14 protein-coding genes are annotated in these 15982 nt (G+C 72.0%); 6 read left to right on the top strand and 8 right to left on the bottom strand.

Translation table 11 applies throughout. The features are described 5' to 3' along the window. Positions 1–74: 74 nt before the first annotated feature. Positions 75–431 carry a MerR family transcriptional regulator gene (locus ACZ6EG_RS28195; protein WP_356608792.1) on the top strand — a complete coding sequence of 119 codons (357 nt, stop codon included), beginning with the start codon at positions 75–77 and terminating at the stop codon, positions 429–431. Positions 432–534: 103 nt separating this feature from the next. Beyond that, entirely contained in the window at positions 535–1665 is a 1131-nt protein-coding gene (locus tag ACZ6EG_RS28190) for a dipeptidase (protein WP_391971120.1), read from the top strand. 42 nt (positions 1666–1707) lie between these two features. On the opposite strand, the gene ACZ6EG_RS28185 is transcribed toward ACZ6EG_RS28190, so the two are convergent. Both ACZ6EG_RS28185 and ACZ6EG_RS28180 read right to left on the bottom strand, forming a co-directional pair. After that, positions 1708–2100, bottom strand: coding sequence for a VOC family protein (locus tag ACZ6EG_RS28185; RefSeq protein WP_356608788.1), 393 nt, complete (start codon positions 2098–2100; stop codon positions 1708–1710). A gap of 34 nt (positions 2101–2134) precedes the next feature. After that, a complete protein-coding gene (locus ACZ6EG_RS28180) occupies positions 2135–2506 on the bottom strand; it encodes a VOC family protein (RefSeq protein WP_391971121.1) in 372 nt (123 codons plus the stop codon). A 93-nt stretch (positions 2507–2599) separates the two neighbouring features. On the opposite strand from ACZ6EG_RS28180, the gene ACZ6EG_RS28175 reads away from it, so the two are divergent. Continuing rightward, positions 2600–3106, top strand: a complete 507-nt coding sequence (locus ACZ6EG_RS28175; RefSeq protein WP_469608651.1) for a CGNR zinc finger domain-containing protein — start codon at positions 2600–2602, stop codon at positions 3104–3106. Between the two features lie 112 nt (positions 3107–3218). Here the strand turns inward: ACZ6EG_RS28175 and ACZ6EG_RS28170 are convergent, their stop codons facing one another. Continuing rightward, a complete protein-coding gene (locus ACZ6EG_RS28170; protein WP_469608648.1) occupies positions 3219–4562 on the bottom strand; it encodes a UDP-glucose dehydrogenase family protein in 1344 nt (447 codons plus the stop codon). A gap of 180 nt (positions 4563–4742) precedes the next feature. Between ACZ6EG_RS28170 and ACZ6EG_RS28165 the strand changes: the two genes are divergently transcribed. Continuing rightward, on the top strand, positions 4743–5900 hold the full coding sequence (locus ACZ6EG_RS28165) for an acyl-CoA dehydrogenase (protein ID WP_391971123.1): 1158 nt from the start codon (positions 4743–4745) through the stop codon (positions 5898–5900). A 24-nt stretch (positions 5901–5924) separates the two neighbouring features. On the opposite strand, the gene ACZ6EG_RS28160 is transcribed toward ACZ6EG_RS28165, so the two are convergent. Further along, positions 5925–6491: an acyl-CoA thioesterase gene (locus ACZ6EG_RS28160; RefSeq protein WP_356608778.1), complete on the bottom strand. Its 567-nt coding sequence runs from the start codon at positions 6489–6491 to the stop codon at positions 5925–5927. Positions 6492–6610: 119 nt separating this feature from the next. Between ACZ6EG_RS28160 and ACZ6EG_RS28155 the strand changes: the two genes are divergently transcribed. Further along, positions 6611–7888 carry an LCP family protein gene (locus tag ACZ6EG_RS28155; RefSeq protein WP_391971124.1) on the top strand — a complete coding sequence of 426 codons (1278 nt, stop codon included), beginning with the start codon at positions 6611–6613 and terminating at the stop codon, positions 7886–7888. A gap of 42 nt (positions 7889–7930) precedes the next feature. Here ACZ6EG_RS28155 and ACZ6EG_RS28150 read toward each other — a convergent pair whose 3' ends face one another. Then, positions 7931–9439, bottom strand: a complete 1509-nt coding sequence (locus ACZ6EG_RS28150; protein WP_469608643.1) for an LCP family protein — start codon at positions 9437–9439, stop codon at positions 7931–7933. A 137-nt stretch (positions 9440–9576) separates the two neighbouring features. Between ACZ6EG_RS28150 and ACZ6EG_RS28145 the strand changes: the two genes are divergently transcribed. After that, positions 9577–10623, top strand: coding sequence for a glycosyltransferase family 2 protein (locus ACZ6EG_RS28145; protein WP_391971125.1), 1047 nt, complete (start codon positions 9577–9579; stop codon positions 10621–10623). A 6-nt stretch (positions 10624–10629) separates the two neighbouring features. On the opposite strand, the gene ACZ6EG_RS28140 is transcribed toward ACZ6EG_RS28145, so the two are convergent. From ACZ6EG_RS28140 to ACZ6EG_RS28130, 3 genes are all read right to left on the bottom strand, one after another. Next, on the bottom strand, positions 10630–12249 hold the full coding sequence (locus ACZ6EG_RS28140) for an LCP family protein (protein ID WP_469608639.1): 1620 nt from the start codon (positions 12247–12249) through the stop codon (positions 10630–10632). 76 nt (positions 12250–12325) lie between these two features. Continuing rightward, entirely contained in the window at positions 12326–14065 is a 1740-nt protein-coding gene (locus tag ACZ6EG_RS28135; RefSeq protein WP_391971159.1) for an LCP family protein, read from the bottom strand. Positions 14066–14281: 216 nt separating this feature from the next. Next, a complete protein-coding gene (locus ACZ6EG_RS28130; protein WP_469608636.1) occupies positions 14282–15973 on the bottom strand; it encodes an LCP family protein in 1692 nt (563 codons plus the stop codon). Between the last annotated feature and the right edge of the window lie 9 nt (positions 15974–15982).

Genomic DNA, 15982 nt, shown 5'->3' with positions numbered 1-15982 from the left:
GCCCGTACGCTAGAACCTGACACTGATGTCAGAATCAAGGTCGCGTGCGCGATGCAGGGGGAGAGGACGCACACATGCGGATCGGTGAACTCGCCCGGCGCACGGGTGTCAGCGAGCGCTCGCTGCGGTACTACGGGCAGCAGGGGCTGCTCACGGCCGAGCGTACGGCCGGCGGGCACCGCGCGTACACGGAGGCGGCCGTCGACCGGGTCATCCGGATCCAGGAGCTGTACGCGGCGGGGCTGTGCAGTGACAAGATCGCCCAGCTCCTGCCCTGCATGCGGGACGGGGACGGGGGCCCTTCGGCCGCCGCCTCGCCGAAGCTGGTCGCCGACCTCACCGCCGAGCGCGCCCGCATCGACCGGATGATCGCGGACCTGCGCCGCTCCCGGGACACCCTGGACGAGGTGATCGAGGCGGCACGGGGCTGAACCGTGCCCGGGGACCGTACCCCCGAACGCACCGTCCACCAGGAAGCCCTTTCCGCTCCGTGCGACGGTGGCCGTATCGCACGACGACCGTACGGAGCCCGCCATGGCAGACCTCCAGGACGACCTGCACACCGGTACCGAGGCCGGCGAGCTCGACGACCTGCCCGTGCCGTTGCCGGCGGCAGTCTTCCCGCCGGAGCCCTACGCGCCCGTCTCCGACCCCGACGACGAGCCGCTGTCCCGGGCGCACGCCGTGCTGGCCGCCCACCCCGTCGCCGACGGCTACAGCGGCCTGCCCTGGGCGCTCAAGCACCTGCCCTGGTACGACCTGGAGCTGGGCGAGAGCTCCGTCGACACGGACGTGCCGCGGCTGCGCGAGGGGCACGTGGGCGCGCTGTTCTGGTCGCTGCACCTGCCCGAGGCCATCGACGGCGACCGGGCGGTCGGCGCGACGCTGGAGCAGTTGGACCTGGTGAAGACGGTGGTGCGGGCGCACCCGGAGGGCCTGCGCCTGGCGTACGACGCGGGGCAGGCCATCGACGCCCGCAACTGCGGCCGGGTCGCCGTGCTGCCGGGCCCGGCCGGCGCCGCCGCCCTCGGTGACTGCCTCGGCATCCTGCGCAGCCTGCACGCCCTCGGGCTGCGCATGCTCACGCTGACCGGAGCGTCCTGGGCCGGCGAGGCCGGGCTGACCCGGTTCGGCGAGGAGGTCGTCCGGGAGATGAACCGGCTCGGCGTGATCGCCGACCTCTCCGGTGCCTCCACCGAGACCATCCGCCGCACCTTCGCCGTGTCCAAGGCGCCGGCGCTGTGCACCCGCTCCGCCGCCCGGTCCCTGCGCCCGCACCCCGCGAACCTCCCCGACGACCTGCTCGTCGAGCTGGGCGCGTCCGGCGGCCTGTGCATGGTGCCGCTGACCGCCGAGCAGACCGGCCCGACCGTCCGGGACGTCGCCGACCACCTCGACCACGTCCGTTCGGTGGCCGGCCCGCAGAGCGTCGGCCTGTCCGGCACCTACGACACCGGCACCGCCCACCCGCTGGAGCTGGGCGACGCCACCGGCTACCCCCGGCTCATCGCCGAGCTGCTGCGGCGCGGCTGGGAGGAGTCCGACGTGGCCCTGCTGACCTGGGGGAACGTCCAGCGGGTGCTGCGGAGCGCGGCCTTCACCGCCCGGGCGGCACAGCTGCGCCGGGAGCCGTCGACGGCGACGATCGCCGAACTCGACGGCTGAGGGCCACCTCGGTCGAAGGCGCCCCCTTCCGGCCCGGCGCGGTCAGAGGTGTTCGATGCGGCACAGGCAGAACGGATGCCCGGCCGGATCGGCGTACACCATGAAGTCCTTCTTCTCCCGGTCCTCCAGGTCCAGCGGCCGGGCGCCCAGGGCCAGCACCCTCTCGTGGGCCGCGTCCATCTCCTCCCAGGTCGCCCCGCCGTGGAAGTCGAGGTGGAACTGCTGGGCGTTGCGGTCCGCGCGCGGCCACTCCGGCGGAGTGAGCCCCTCGGCCCGCTGGAAGGACAGCCTGGGGCCGCCGGGCACCTGGAGCACCACCCAGTCGGGGTCCTCCTCCTCGGGGGTGCCCCCGCCGACCTCCGCGTAGAAGCGGGCCAGCTCGAGGGGTTCGGGACAGTCGACGACGACGGAGCGGAAGCGTGCCACAGGTGCCACGGAGGCCTCCCGGAGTAGAAGGGACGGGGCGGGTTCAGCAGGCGCAAAGGCAGAACGGGTGCCCGGCCGGATCGGCGTAAACCCGGAACGACCGCGCCCGGTCCTCCGCGTCCAGCGGCTTCGCGCCCAGCTCCAGCACGGCCTTCTCCGCCGCGTCCAGGTCCTTGACGTCGAGGTCCAGGTGGAACTGCTGCTGCCCGTCGTCTCCGGGCCACTTCGGCGGTACGTGGCCGGGGGAGCCCTGGAAGGCCAGGGTCCGGCCGCCCGGCAGATTCAGGTCGACCCACTCGTCGTGCTCGTCGCTGCGGTCCTCGATCGTGCCACCGAGGACGCCGGCGTAGAAGCGGGCCAGGGCGTGAGGGTCGGGACAGTCCAGGACGACGGGGCCCAGTTCGGCGACAGTCATGACTTCCTCCTTGAGGTCCGTCGGTTACCAGCAGAAGGCGGGTAACCAGTAACGGTTACCCCATGCTCCCGTATCGGGGGTAACGTCGCAAGCATGAACGAGCGTTCCGTCGCGCCGGGAGGCCTGGAGCTGGTCGAGCGGTTGGTGAACTCCATCGACCTGGAGACCGGTGCCGACGCGCTGGACACACCGCAGGGACGGGCGCGGCTCGGGCTCACGGGGGAGGAGGCGCCCGGGGCGCGCGAGCTGCGCGAGTCCCTGCGCGCGGTCCTGCTCGCCCACGCCGGCCACCCGCCGCACCGGGCGGTGACCCCGCTGGGCGAGCTGCTGGCCGCCGCCCCGCTGGTGGTGACGGTCGACCCGGCCGACGGCGCCGCCACCCTCGCCCCGGCCCGGGACGGCTCCCTGACCGCCCGCGTGGCCGCCGCCGTCGCCGAGGCGCTGGTCGCGGGCACCTGGACGCGGCTGAAGGCCTGCGAGGCAGCCGACTGCCACTGGGCGTACTACGACCGCAGCCCGGCCGGGCGCGGCCGCTGGTGCTCGATGCAGGTGTGCGGGGCCCGTGCCAAGATGCGCCGGTACCGCGCCAAGGGGGCGTGAACCGACCACACCTCACGGGCGGACGCGGCGCCCGGTGGGGCAGAATGCAACCGGCGCCGGTTCGGCCGACTGAGCCTCGGCCGAACCGGCGCCGCCTTCGTGCAGCGCGCTCCTAGGCGGTCGGACGGCCCATCGCCCGGTACGTCCAGCCGGCCTTCCGCCAGGCCTGCGGGTCCAGGGCGTTGCGCCCGTCGAGGATCACCCGGGCCGTGACCGCCTCGCCCAGCGCCTCGGGGTCCAGCTCGCGGAACTCCCGCCACTCCGTCAGGTGCAGGACGACGTCGGCGCCGCGTACCGCCTCCAGCGCGGAGTCGGCGTAGCCGAGCGTCGGGAACAGCCGCCGGGCGTTCGCCATGCCCTTGGGGTCGTAGACCGTGACCTGGGCGCCCTGGAGGTGGACCTGCCCGGCGACGTTCAGCGCGGGGGAGTCCCGGACGTCGTCCGAGTCGGGCTTGAAGGTGGCGCCGAGCACCGCGACCCGCTTGCCGAGGAAGGGGCCGCCGCCCAGCGCCTGCCGGGTCAGCTCCACCATCTGTCCGCGCTGGCGCATGTTGATCGAGTCGATCTCGCGCAGGAAGGTCAGCGCCTGGTCGGCGCCCAGCTCACCGGCGCGCGCCATGAACGCCCGGATGTCCTTCGGCAGGCACCCGCCGCCGAACCCGATGCCGGCCCGCAGGAACTTCCGGCCGATGCGGTCGTCGTACCCGATCGCCTCGGCCAGCTTGGCCACGTCGCCGTCGGCCGCCTCGCAGACCTCCGCCATCGCGTTGATGAAGGAGATCTTGGTGGCGAGGAAGGAGTTGGCGGAGGTCTTCACCAGCTCGGCGGTCGGGAAGTCGGTCACCACGAACGGCGAACCCTCCGCCACCGGCGTGGCGTACACCTCGCGCAGCAGCCGCTCGGCGCGCTCGCTGCGCACGCCGACCACGATCCGGTCGGGGTGCAGCGTGTCCTGGACGGCGAAGCCCTCCCGCAGGAACTCGGGGTTCCAGGCCAACTCGGCCTCGTCACCGGCCGGCGCGTGCGCGGCGAGGTAGGCCGCCAGCCGGTCGGCGGAGCCCACCGGCACGGTCGACTTGCCGACGACCAGCGCGGGGCCCGTCAGGTGCGGCGCGAGCGAGGCCAGCGCGGAGTCGACGTACGACATGTCACACGCGTACTCGCCGTGCTTCTGCGGGGTGTTCACGCACAGGAAGTGCACGTCGCCGAAGGCCGCGACCTCGGCGAAGTCGGTGGTGAAGCGCAGCCGGCCGGTGGAGCCCTCGATCCCGGCGACGTGCCGGCCCAGCAGCTCCTCCAGACCGGGCTCGTACATCGGGACCTGGCCCCGCTGGAGCATCTCGATCTTCTCGGGCACCACGTCCAGGCCCAGCACCTCGAAACCGAGCTCGGCCATGGCGGCGGCGTGGGTCGCGCCGAGGTAACCGGTACCGATCACGGTGATCTTGAGGGCCATGGGTGCTCCAGAGGTGTACGGCACAGGTGCGCGCCCGAGCATATCCGGGGCGCGGGGCGGACCCCTTCGGCGGCTGTCGTCCACCTCACCTATCCACGAGCGCGGGCGGGCCCTAAAATTTGAGTTACTTAACGGTAGTTAGCATGCCCCGCATCACAGCGTTTTGGAGCGTGAGAGACCTTGGCCGGATCGGCTGACTTCGACCTGTACCGCCCGTCCGAGGAGCACGACATGCTCCGGGACGCCGTCCGCTCCCTGGCCGAGGCGAAGATCGCGCCGCACGCCGCCGCGGTGGACGAGGAGGCCCGCTTCCCGCGCGAGGCCCTCACCGCCCTCACCGCGAACGACCTCCACGCGGTGCACGTCCCCGAGGAGTACGGCGGCGCGGGCGCCGACGCGCTCGCCACGGTGATCGTCATCGAGGAGGTCGCCCGCGTCTGCGCGTCCTCGTCCCTCATCCCGGCGGTGAACAAGCTCGGCTCCCTGCCGGTGATCCTCTCCGGCTCCGAGGAGCTGAAGAAGAAGTACATGGCCCCGCTCGCCAAGGGCGAGGGCATGTTCTCCTACTGCCTCTCCGAGCCCGACGCGGGTTCCGACGCGGCCGGCATGAAGACCAAGGCCGTGCGCGACGGCGACTTCTGGGTGCTCGACGGCGTCAAGCGCTGGATCACCAACGCGGGCGAGTCGGAGTTCTACACGGTGATGGCCGTGACCGACCCCACCAAGCGCTCCAAGGGCATCTCCGCCTTCGTCGTCGAGAAGTCCGACGAGGGCGTCTCCTTCGGTGCCCCGGAGAAGAAGCTCGGCATCAAGGGCTCGCCGACCCGCGAGGTCTACCTCGACAACGTCCGCATCCCCGCCGACCGCATGATCGGCGAGGAGGGCACCGGCTTCGCCACCGCGATGAAGACGCTGGACCACACCCGCATCACCATCGCCGCCCAGGCCCTCGGCATCGCCCAGGGCGCCCTCGACTACGCCAAGGGCTACGTCAAGGAGCGCAAGCAGTTCGGCAAGCCGATCGCCGACTTCCAGGGCATCCAGTTCATGCTCGCCGACATGGCCATGAAGATCGAGGCCGCCCGCCAGCTCACCTACGCGGCCGCCGCCAAGTCGGAGCGCGGCGACAGCGACCTGACCTTCCAGGGCGCCGCCGCCAAGTGCTTCGCCTCCGACGTGGCGATGGAGGTCACCACCGACGCCGTCCAGCTCCTCGGCGGCTACGGCTACACCCGTGACTACCCGGTCGAGCGCATGATGCGCGACGCCAAGATCACCCAGATCTACGAGGGCACCAACCAGGTCCAGCGCATCGTCATGGCGCGCAACCTTCCGTAACCGGCCGGGCGCGCGCCCGGACGCTCAGTCGTCGAAGCCCTCCGCCACCCGCCGCTCCCGCAGCTCCATGATCGCGCGGCGGCGGGCCAGGCGGTGGGTGCGGCGGATCTGGGCCTCCTGGTAGCGCCGCTTGTCCTTCTCGGTCTCGGGGAGCACCGGCGGGACCGTGCGGGGCTTGCCGTCCGCGTCGACCGCGGCGAAGACCAGGTAGGCCGAGCCGACCTGGGTGGCCGGGGTGGACTCGTTCCAGCGCTCGGCCAGGACCCGCACGCCCACCTCCATGGAGCTGCGGCCGGTCCAGTTGACCTGGGCCTTCACATGGACGAGGTCGCCGACCCGGACCGGTTCGAGGAACGCCATCTCGTCCATGGACGCGGTGACGGCGGGGCCGCCGGAGTGCCGACCGGCCACGGCGCCCGCCGCGTCGTCGACGAGCTTCATGATCACTCCACCGTGCACCGTCCCCAGGAGGTTGGTGTCGCTGTGGGTCATGATGTGGCTGAGGGTGGTGCGGGAGGCCGAGGTCGGCTTGCCCGGGATCTCCGGAGCCGCCGGCCGCTCGGCCGAGGCCTGTTCTGCCTGGTCTGTCATGGCCTCCACCTTATGCCGGGGCGACAGCCGTGCGATTTGTGTCAGCTTCGCAACAGCGCCGACCCTATTTTCCGACGACCCTTGTATGGGCCGTGGGGCGGACCTGCACACTGGTGCGCATGAATGATTGGCCCGAGGGATGGTCCGGCGACAACCGCGGCGACCGGTACGGACGCGGCAGCGCGAGCGCACGGCCCGAGAGCGCGCGCGTGATGCGCCAGGTCCGCCGCGGCGCGGCGCCGCCGCCCGGGCAGTCCGCCCCGCCGTACGGCGGGGTGCCGCAGCAGCCGTCGTACGTCGACGGCCAGGGCCACGGCGGACAGGACGGCTACGACAGCGGGTACAACACCGGCCAGGTCTACGGCAGCCCGGGCGGCCGGGGTCCCGGCGCCGGCGGTCCCGGTCCCGGCCGGCCCGCGCCCGACTGGCGCCGCCGGATCAAGTGGACCGCGATCACGCTGGCCACCGTGGTCGTGGTGACGACCGTCGGCACCTACTTCTGGGCCGACTCCAAGCTCAACCGCGAGGTCGACCTGTCCAAGGTCATCGAGCGTCCGGGGGCCGGCGAGGGCACGAACTACCTGATCGTCGGCTCGGACAGCCGCGAGGGCATGACCAGCGAGCAGAAGAAGGACCTGCACACCGGCTCCGCCGAGGGCAAGCGGACCGACTCGATGATGATCCTGCACACCGGGGACAACGGCTCGACGCTGATCTCCCTGCCCCGCGACTCGGACGTGGAGATCCCCTCCTTCGTCGGCTCCGAGTCCGGCAAGAAGTACGAGGGCACCGGCCGGCGCGTGAAGCTGAACGCCGCCTACGCGGAGGACGGCCCCGAGCTGCTGGTCCGCACCGTCGAGCACAACACCGGTCTGCGCCTGGACCACTACGTGGAGATCGGCTTCGCCGGCTTCGCCAACATCGTGGACTCGGTCGGCGGCGTCGAGATGGACATCCCGCAGGACATCAAGGACCCGAAGTCCGGCGCCGACCTCAAGAAGGGCAAGCAGACCCTGAACGGCGAGGACGCCCTCGCCTTCGTCCGCACCCGGTACGCGCTGGCCGGCTCCGACCTGGACCGGACGAAGAACCAGCAGAAGTTCCTGTCGGCGCTGGCCAACCAGGTGGCCACCCCCTCGACCGTCCTCAACCCGTTCAAGCTGTACCCGACCATGGGCTCCGGCCTGGACTCCCTCGTCGTCGACAAGGACATGGGCCTGTTCGACCTGGCGAGCATGTTCTGGGCGATGAAGAGCGTCAGCGGCGGCGACGGCACCTCGATGAACATGCCGGTCTCCGGCAGCGTCGGGGGCAACCTCAGGTGGGACGACGCCAAGGTGAAGCAGCTGGTCGAGCAGCTCAAGAACGACGAGAAGGTCACCGTCTCCGGCAACTGAGCCCGCGGTGGCCCCGGTAGCCCCCGGTGACCGCCCGCGCGGTCACTTCTCCCCGCACACCACCTCGTCGCCGCGCACCACGGTGCCCGACTCCTGCGGCGGGTCCGCCGGCCGTACCTTCGCCACGTCCTTGAAGCCGGCGCCCGCGATCACCTTCAGCGTCGGGCCCTGGCCCCTGACCGGCCGCAGCTCGCTGCCGGGCAGGGCGGCGGCCAGCGACTTCGCCGAGTTGTCCCAGCGGGGGTCGAAGGCGACGACGGTCCGCTGCACCGCGCGGTCGACGGCGTTCCGCGGCACCCGGGTGGTGCGGAACCCGGTCGCGGCCAGGGCGTCGTCCACCCGCCTGCCGAGGCCCGGGGTGCGCGTGCCGTTCTCCACCTGGACCCGGATCTGCTTCGGGTCCACCGGCACGCGTACCGGAGCCGGGCCCTTCGGCTTGGGCCGGGGCGCGGTCAGCGGCTCGTCCTCGCGCAGGGCGTCGAAGATCCGCCCGGACTTGGCAGGGTCCCACTTCAGGGTCGAGCCGACGCCCTTGACGGCGTAGCCCATCTGACCGATCGGCACGGTGGTGAACTCCGACGAGGACGGCGAGAAGTTCCGCATCGCCCGCCCCAGCGCCAGCATCTCGTCGGTGCCGAAGCCCTCGTCGGCCCGGACCGAGCCCAGCACCGCCTGGGTGACGTCGCGGAACCTGATCGGGTTCAGCAGCAGTCCCGAGGACGTCGCCCGGTCGATGAGGGCGGCCAGGAAGCGCTGCTGACGCTTCATCCGGCTCAGGTCCGAGGCCCCGTCGAGGTGGCGGGCGCGGACGTACTGCAGCGCCTGTCCGCCCTTCAGCTCGTGGGTGCCCGCGGGCAGGTCCAGCCCGGTGTAGCGGTCCTTGAGCGGCTGGGCGGTGCAGATCCGCACGCCGCCGAGCACGTCCACGGTCTTCATGAAGCTGGTGAAGTCGACCTCCAGATAGTGGTCGATCTTCACCCGGGTCATGTTCTCGACCGTGCGGATGGTCAGTTGCGGGCCGCCCTCGGCGTAGGCCGCGTTCAGCTTGAGCGGGTGCCCCTTGTGGTGCTCACCGGTGGTGCGGTCGGTGTGGTCGGGGCTCTCGGCGTACGAGTCGCGCGGCAGGCTGACCACGCTCGCGCGTTCCCGGTCCTCCGAGATGTGCACGATCATGATCGTGTCGGTGCAGTGGCAGGGGGCGCCGCCCAGCTTGTACCGGCGCCGCTCCTCCGCGGTGATGCTGTCGCGGCCGTCGGTGCCGACCAGCAGGACGTTCATGCCGTCGCCCGCCCGCGGCCGGTTCTTCATGTCCTTGAAGGCGTCCACCCGCGAGATGTCCGCGTCGAGGCCGGAGAGCACCGCGTGCCCGATCCCCGCCGACGCGAGCACCACCACCGACAGCGCGGTCACCGCCCGCACGGCCCAGCGCGGCTTCCTCCGCCGTGCGGGGGGCCGGGGCGGGCGCCGGGACGGTCGCCCGCCCCGCTGCGGCGGGGGGCCGCCGCGGGGGGACGAGGCCGGAACCCGGGGGGAGCGGGGCGGCGTGGGCAAGGTGACACCTCCGCGAGGACGGGCCGTGCGGCCGGGGGTGGAATCCGTGAGCACCGTAGGCCCATACGATCTGCTGCCCGGGTCCGTGCCCCCGCGGCGCGCACCCGTGTCCCCCGTTCGCGGTAACGTGAGCACCGATGAACGCCAAGTCCGACGTGCGGCCGCCCGCCGTTTCCGTGATCATGCCCGTCCTCGACGAGGAGCGGCACCTGCGCGGTTCCGTCCGCGCCATCCTCGCCCAGGAGTACGCAGGCGAGATGGAGGTCGTGATCGCCCTCGGTCCCTCGACGGACCGTACGGACGAGATCGCCGCCGAACTCGTCGCCGAGGATCCGCGCGTGCACACCGTGCCGAACCCCACCGGCCGTACGCCCGCCGCGCTGAACGCCGCGATCAAGGCCTCCCGCCACCCCGTCGTCGTCCGCGTGGACGGCCACGGCATGCTGTCGCCGAACTACATCGCCACCGCCGTACGGCTCCTGGAGGAGACCGGCGCGCAGAACGTGGGCGGCATCATGCACGCCGAGGGGGAGAACGCCTGGGAGGACGCCGTCGCCGCCGCGATGACGTCGAAGATCGGGGTGGGCAACGCCGCCTTCCACACGGGTGGGCAGGCGGGCCCCGCCGAGACGGTCTACCTGGGTGTCTTCCGCCGCGAGGCGCTGGAGCGGCAGGGCGGGTACAACGAGGAGTTCATCCGCGCCCAGGACTGGGAGCTGAACTTCCGCATCCGCGAGGCCGGCGGCCTGATCTGGTTCTCGCCCGAGCTGCGGGTCTCCTACCGGCCCCGGCCGAGCGTGCGCGCCCTGGCCAAGCAGTACAAGAACTACGGCCGCTGGCGGCACGTCGTCGCCCGCTACCACTCCGGCTCGATCAACCTGCGCTACCTCGCGCCGCCGACGGCCGTGTGCGCCATCGCGGCCGGTGTCGTGGTGGGCGCGGTGCTGACCCCGTGGGGCTTCGTGGTGCCCGGCGGCTACCTGGCGGCGATCGTCGCGGGCTCGGTCCCGGCGGGCAAGGGGCTGGGGCTGAAGGCGCGGGCGCAGATCCCCGTGGCACTGGCGACCATGCACATGTGCTGGGGCTGGGGCTTCCTGACCAGCCCGCGCTCGCTGGCCAGGAAGGTCATCGCCTCGCGGCGCCCGGCGGTCCAGCCGGACACGGACGCCGCCGAGGCGCGCTGACCTCCCTCAGGACCAGGTGAACGCCGGGTTCACGCGCATGCAGGCGCTCTCGTCGGCGCCGTTGAGGGCCTCGGCCGAGTCGGGGGTCGTGTCGTCCGCCTCGGGTGCCGCGTACGCCGTCCCCTCGCGCCAGTCGGCGCCCACGATCAGCGTGACGCCCGAGACGTCGGTCGAGCGCCGCACCGAACTCGCCGGGACACCCAGGGACTCGGCGACCCGCCGGGCGTCGCCCTCCAGGTCGGCGCTCGGGTAGCGGACGACCGTACGGGCCTCGCTCGGCAGCACGGAGGGGTCGGCCACCGCCTCGTCGAAGCCCCGCTCCACCAGCAGCCCCGCGACGGTGTTCGCGCGGCCGGGGGCCGTGCCGAGGCGGTCGGTGCGGGTGCCGTTGCGGACCTGCACCGCGATGGCGTCGTCGGGGGCCGCGGGGTCCGCCGGAGGGGTCGTCTCCGCGGCGGACTCCTTCTTCCCCGCGTCCTTGCCGTCCAGGGCGATGTCCTCGCGCACCAGCCGGAACAGCTGCTCCGCGTCCTCGGTCGGCTCCACGCGGGCGCCCACGTAGCGGTTGGGCATCGTGGTCATGGTGATGCGCTCCGGCTTCACCTTGCGCAGCTCGTTGCTGAGGTCGTACAGCTTCTTGACGGTGTCCAGGCCCGGGTCGACGGTGAGCGCCCGGGTGGCCTCCTCGGCCAGCCTGCGCAGCTTGTTCGGGCTGCTCAGGGTCGCGTTCTCGCGCAGCACCCGGACCATGGAGTTGAGGTACATGTGCTGGGCCTTCGCCCGTGCGAGGTCGCTGCCGTCCTCGAAGCCGTAGCGGGTGCGCAGCCACTGCAGGGCCTGCTCGCCCTGCACCGGGTGGGTGCCCTTCTCCAGCTTCAGGCCGGAGCCGTGGCCCTGGCCGTCGCGGGAGTGGATGTTGGCGTCCACGCACACCGGTACGCCGCCGACGGCGTCCGCCATCGACACCACGCCGGCGAAGTCGACCATCACGAAGTGGTCGATGTGGATGCCGGTGAGTTCCTCCCAGGTGGCCACCGTGCAGCCCGGACCGCCGTGGCCGAGGCTCTGGTTGGTCATCACCCGGCCCTGGCTCGCCGGGTACACCTTGCCGTCGTCCGGGGAGGTGCACTTGGGGACCTTCACCAGGGTGTCGCGCGGCATGCTGACGACCGACAGGTTGCTGCGGTCCGCGGACAGGTGCACCAGCATCTGCACGTCCGCCAGCGGCGTGGACCCGAACGTCTCGCGGGCGCCGCCCAGTTGCTGGTTCTCCTCGCTGTCCCGCGCGTCCGAGCCGATCACCAGGATGTTCAGCGGGGTCTGCCCGGCCGCGTTCGGCGTGGGCGCGGCGACCTTGGCGTCGCCCAGGTTGAGGGGGTCCTTGCGGATGTTGTCGTTGAGGTGCTCGTAGTAGAGGTACCCGGCACCGGCCGTACCGGCCATGAGCACGCCGAGCGCCACCGCCGTCCAGCGGAGCACCCGGCGCCGTCCGCGCACCCGGCGTCTGCCGGGCTCGGCACCGCCCTCGCCCTCGTCACCTCCCTCCTGCTGTACCGCCTCCGCACGCTCGGAAGCCTCCGAGGCCCCCTGCCGCGTGTCCTCCCCCTGCACACCGCTCCGCGTCATCTCGCGTCCTTCCCCACCCCCGCGCCACCCCGCGGGCCCGTCACCGTCCTGTCAGACGTACGACGGGCCCGTCAGGTCAACTGGCGCACTGCACTTGGTCGGCCGTCGACTTGTCCAGCTCCGGTGTCTCCACGGAGGTGGCGTCGAGCTTCACTCCCGCGCCCTTGAAGTCCTTGCCGAGGGTGAGGGTCATCGTGGGCAGTCCCTGGGCGTTGGTGACGCTCTCGCCGGGCTTCATGGCGGCGCCGGACAGGCCGAGGATCTCGGCGAGGGCGCGGGCCTGGTCGGCCTGGTCGGGGGCGTACTCGAGGGTGGTCTTCGCCAGTTCGGTGTCGGCGTTGCCCGCGTTCTCGGACTTGGTGACGCCGGCCTCGGTCTGGAGGTGGTTCAGCTCCAGCTGGGCGCTGCCGGCCGGGGCACCGCCGTTGAGGATGCGGACGCGGACCTCGGAGGGGTCGGACTTCGCGCCCTCCAGGCGGGCGGCGACGGCGGCCTTCTCCTTCTTCTCCTTCTTCTTGACCTCGGTGAAGGAGATGTCGTTCCGGATCATGTCGAAGACCTGCGGGGCCTTCGCCTCGTCCACCACCACCGTCGCCTTGACCTTCTCGGCGGGGTTGTCGCGCACCGGCACCGTGGTGAACGTGATGTTCTTCGTCGGCACCTTCTTCAGCTCCAGGGCCATGTCCTTGAGCGTGCCCACCTTGCCGATGGCGCTGTCCACGGTCAGTGCCTTGGTCGCGGCCTCGGCCAGCTTCACCAGCTTCGTGGGGCTGGTGAGGGTGTCGCTGGAGGACATCTTCCGCATGAGCGAGCCCAGGAACTGCTGCTGCACCTTGATGCGGTCCAGGTCGCCCTCGTTGCCGAAGGCGTGGCGGGTGCGGACGAAGGCGAGGGCCTGCTCGCCCTCCACCTTGGACTCACCCGCGGGCAGCTTGAGGTGGGACTTCGGGTCGTCGACGGCCTTCTCCACGCAGACGTCGACGCCGTCGACGGCGGTGGTCAGCGTCTTGACCGCGTTGAAGTCGGCCATCATGAAGTGGTTCGGCTGGATGCCGAACGCTTCCTTCACCGTGCGCATGGTGCAGCCCGCGTCCCGGCCGCCCTCGCCCAGGCTCCGGTTGAAGCGGACGCCCGCCTCTCCGGGGACGATCTCCGTGGAGCCGTCCTTCTGCTTGGTCTCGCAGTCGGGGATGTCGACGATCAGGTCGCGGGGGATGCTGAGCGCGGTCGCGTTGGAGCGGTCCTTGGCGACGTGCAGCAGGATCGTGGTGTCCGCGTGACCGACGCTGCCGGCGTCGCCGTAGCCCTCGTTGCCCGCGCCGGTGCGCTTGTCGGTGCCGATGACGAGGATGTTGAAGGCCTCGTCCTTGCTGAAGCTGCTGCTGCCGGCGTCACCGACGTCCGTCGTCGAGACGTTCCCCTCGAGGTGCTTGAGGTAGACGTAGCCGCCCACGCCGGCCACGAGGACGACGAACGCGGTGCTGCCGCCGACCCACAGCAGGGCCTTCCTGCCCTTCGACTTCTTCGCGGGCCGGCGACCCCGCCGGCCCGGCACCGGCCCCTCGGGCGCGGGGCGCCGGCGCCGCTGGGGCGGGACCTCGCGGCCCGGCGCGGACGTACGGCGTGCCGAGCCGGCCGTGCCGCCGGCGGCGGACGAGGCGTCCTTGGCACGGGGGGCGGACCGGCGGGGGGCCGGGACGGCCGACTGCGGTGCGGAAGGGGACAGTCGCAGTTCGTATTCGCCCGTACGCGGATTCAGCACCCACTGGTCTGCGGGATCGACGTTCTCCGCCCGCCCACGTCCTTGCGCGTCCACGGTCTCCCAGTCCTTCGTCGGGGCCACGCGGCACCTTCTGCCGGAAGGCGCACGATAAAGGGTCAACATGTGCACGACGCCAGGGCGGACCTCGCGGCGGGGGCACTGGAGCGCTCAGACTATCCGCCCGGTTCAGCGTCGAACGACACCGGTGACGAAGTCGGCGCCCCTACAAGCGGGCAATCCCCCCTATATTCACGAGGCCCCCACCAGCTCCTACCAGCGGTAGGGCTTGTAGACGTCCATGCACTTGCTGCTGTCCGAGCCGTTGAGGGCGTCGCTGGTGTCCGGCAGGTCCCCCGCCTCGGGCGTCCTCTGTTTCGGATAGGACGTCCCGGAGCGCCAGTCCGCTCCCACGACGAGCGTGATCCCCGACACGTCCGAGGACTTGAGCACCGAGGTCGCCGGGATGCCCAGCGCCTCGGCGACGCGCAGCGCGTCGCCCGCCGACTCCGCGGTCGGATAGCGGACCACGGTCCTCTCCTCGGACGGCGTGACCGAGGAGTCCTTGGCCGCCTTGTCGAAGCCCTGCTCCACCAGCGCCCGGGCGATCGTGCCCGCGCGTCCGGTCACCGGGCCGAGGGTGGCCGAGCGGGTCGCGTTCCGGACGAGGACGCCGATCTCGGAGTCGGGGGCGGCGGAGTCCTGCGAGGGCTTCGCGCCGGAACCCGCGTCCTCGCCGCCGGCGCCGTCCTTGCCGCCGTCCTTGCCGTCCGCGCCGCCCTTGTCGTCGAAGGACACGTCGTCGCGGAGCATCGCCCACATCCTGTCGGCGTCGGGGGCCGGGAGCAGGTGGTTCCGGTTCTGGGGGTCCTCGACGGTCGGCATCGTCGTCATGGTGATGCGGTCCGTCGGCACCGTCTTGAGGTGCATGCCCAGGTCGTAGAGCTTCTTGACGGTACCGACCTCCTCGGAGACCGTCAGGGACTTCGTGGCCGCCTCGGCCAGGCCCATCAGCCGGCCGGTGTCGGTGAAGATGTTCTGCTGCTTGAGCGTGCGGATCATCGAGTTCATGTACATGTGCTGCGCCCGCGCCCGCAGCAGGTCGCTGCCCCAGGCGTGCCGGGTGCGCAGCCACTGGAGGGCCTGCTCGCCCTGCACCTTGTGCCGGCCGGCGGTCAGCTTCAGACCCGATCCGCCGGGCACGGCGGGCAGCGGGCGGTCCCACACGTTCTGGTTCACACAGACCTCGACCCCGCCGACGGCGTCCGCCATCGAGACGACGCCCGCGAAGTCGATCGTCATCCAGTGGTCGATGTAGACACCGGTGAGGTTCTGCCAGGTCGCGAGGGTGCAGCCGGCGCCGCCACGGCCGAGGGACTCGTTGATGATCGTGTTGGTCGCCGGGTACGCCTCGTCGGTCTCCGGGTCCGTGCACGCGGGGATGTCGACCCGGGTGTCGCGGGGGATGCTCACGACCGCGGCGCTCTTGCGGTCCGCGGCCAGGTGGATGAGCATCTGCACGTCGCCCAGCGGCGGGTTGTCGCGGTGGTTCCTGCCGCCGCCCAGCGCGACGTTCGCGTCCGAGGCCCGGCTGTCGGAGCCGACCATCAGGATGTTCAGGGGCCGCTGCCCGGCCGCGTTCGCCTCGGGCCGCTGCGCCTTGGAGTCGCCGCTGCTGCGCTCGCCCTTCTCGATGTTGCCGTTCAGGTGCTCGTAGTAGAGGTAACCGGCGCCGGCCGTCCCGAGTATCAGCACCGCCAGGGTCGTCGCGGACCAGCGGAGCGCCCGGTGGCGGCGTCCGCCCGACCGCCGCCGCCCGGACCGCCTCCCGTGGCCGTTGCCGCTTCCGTCGCCGTCCCCGTCGCCGCTTCCGTGTCCCGCACCGCCCGTCCCGCCCCCGGCCCGCCGGGACCGCCGGGCGGTGTCGGGCCGGGTCCCCTTTGCGTGCACACTGCTCTGCGTCATGTCCCTCTT

This window comes from Streptomyces sp. NPDC041968, from assembly GCF_055589025.1.
The sequence above is the reverse complement of the archived record's forward strand: the minus strand, read 5'-3'. Positions and strand labels throughout refer to the sequence as shown.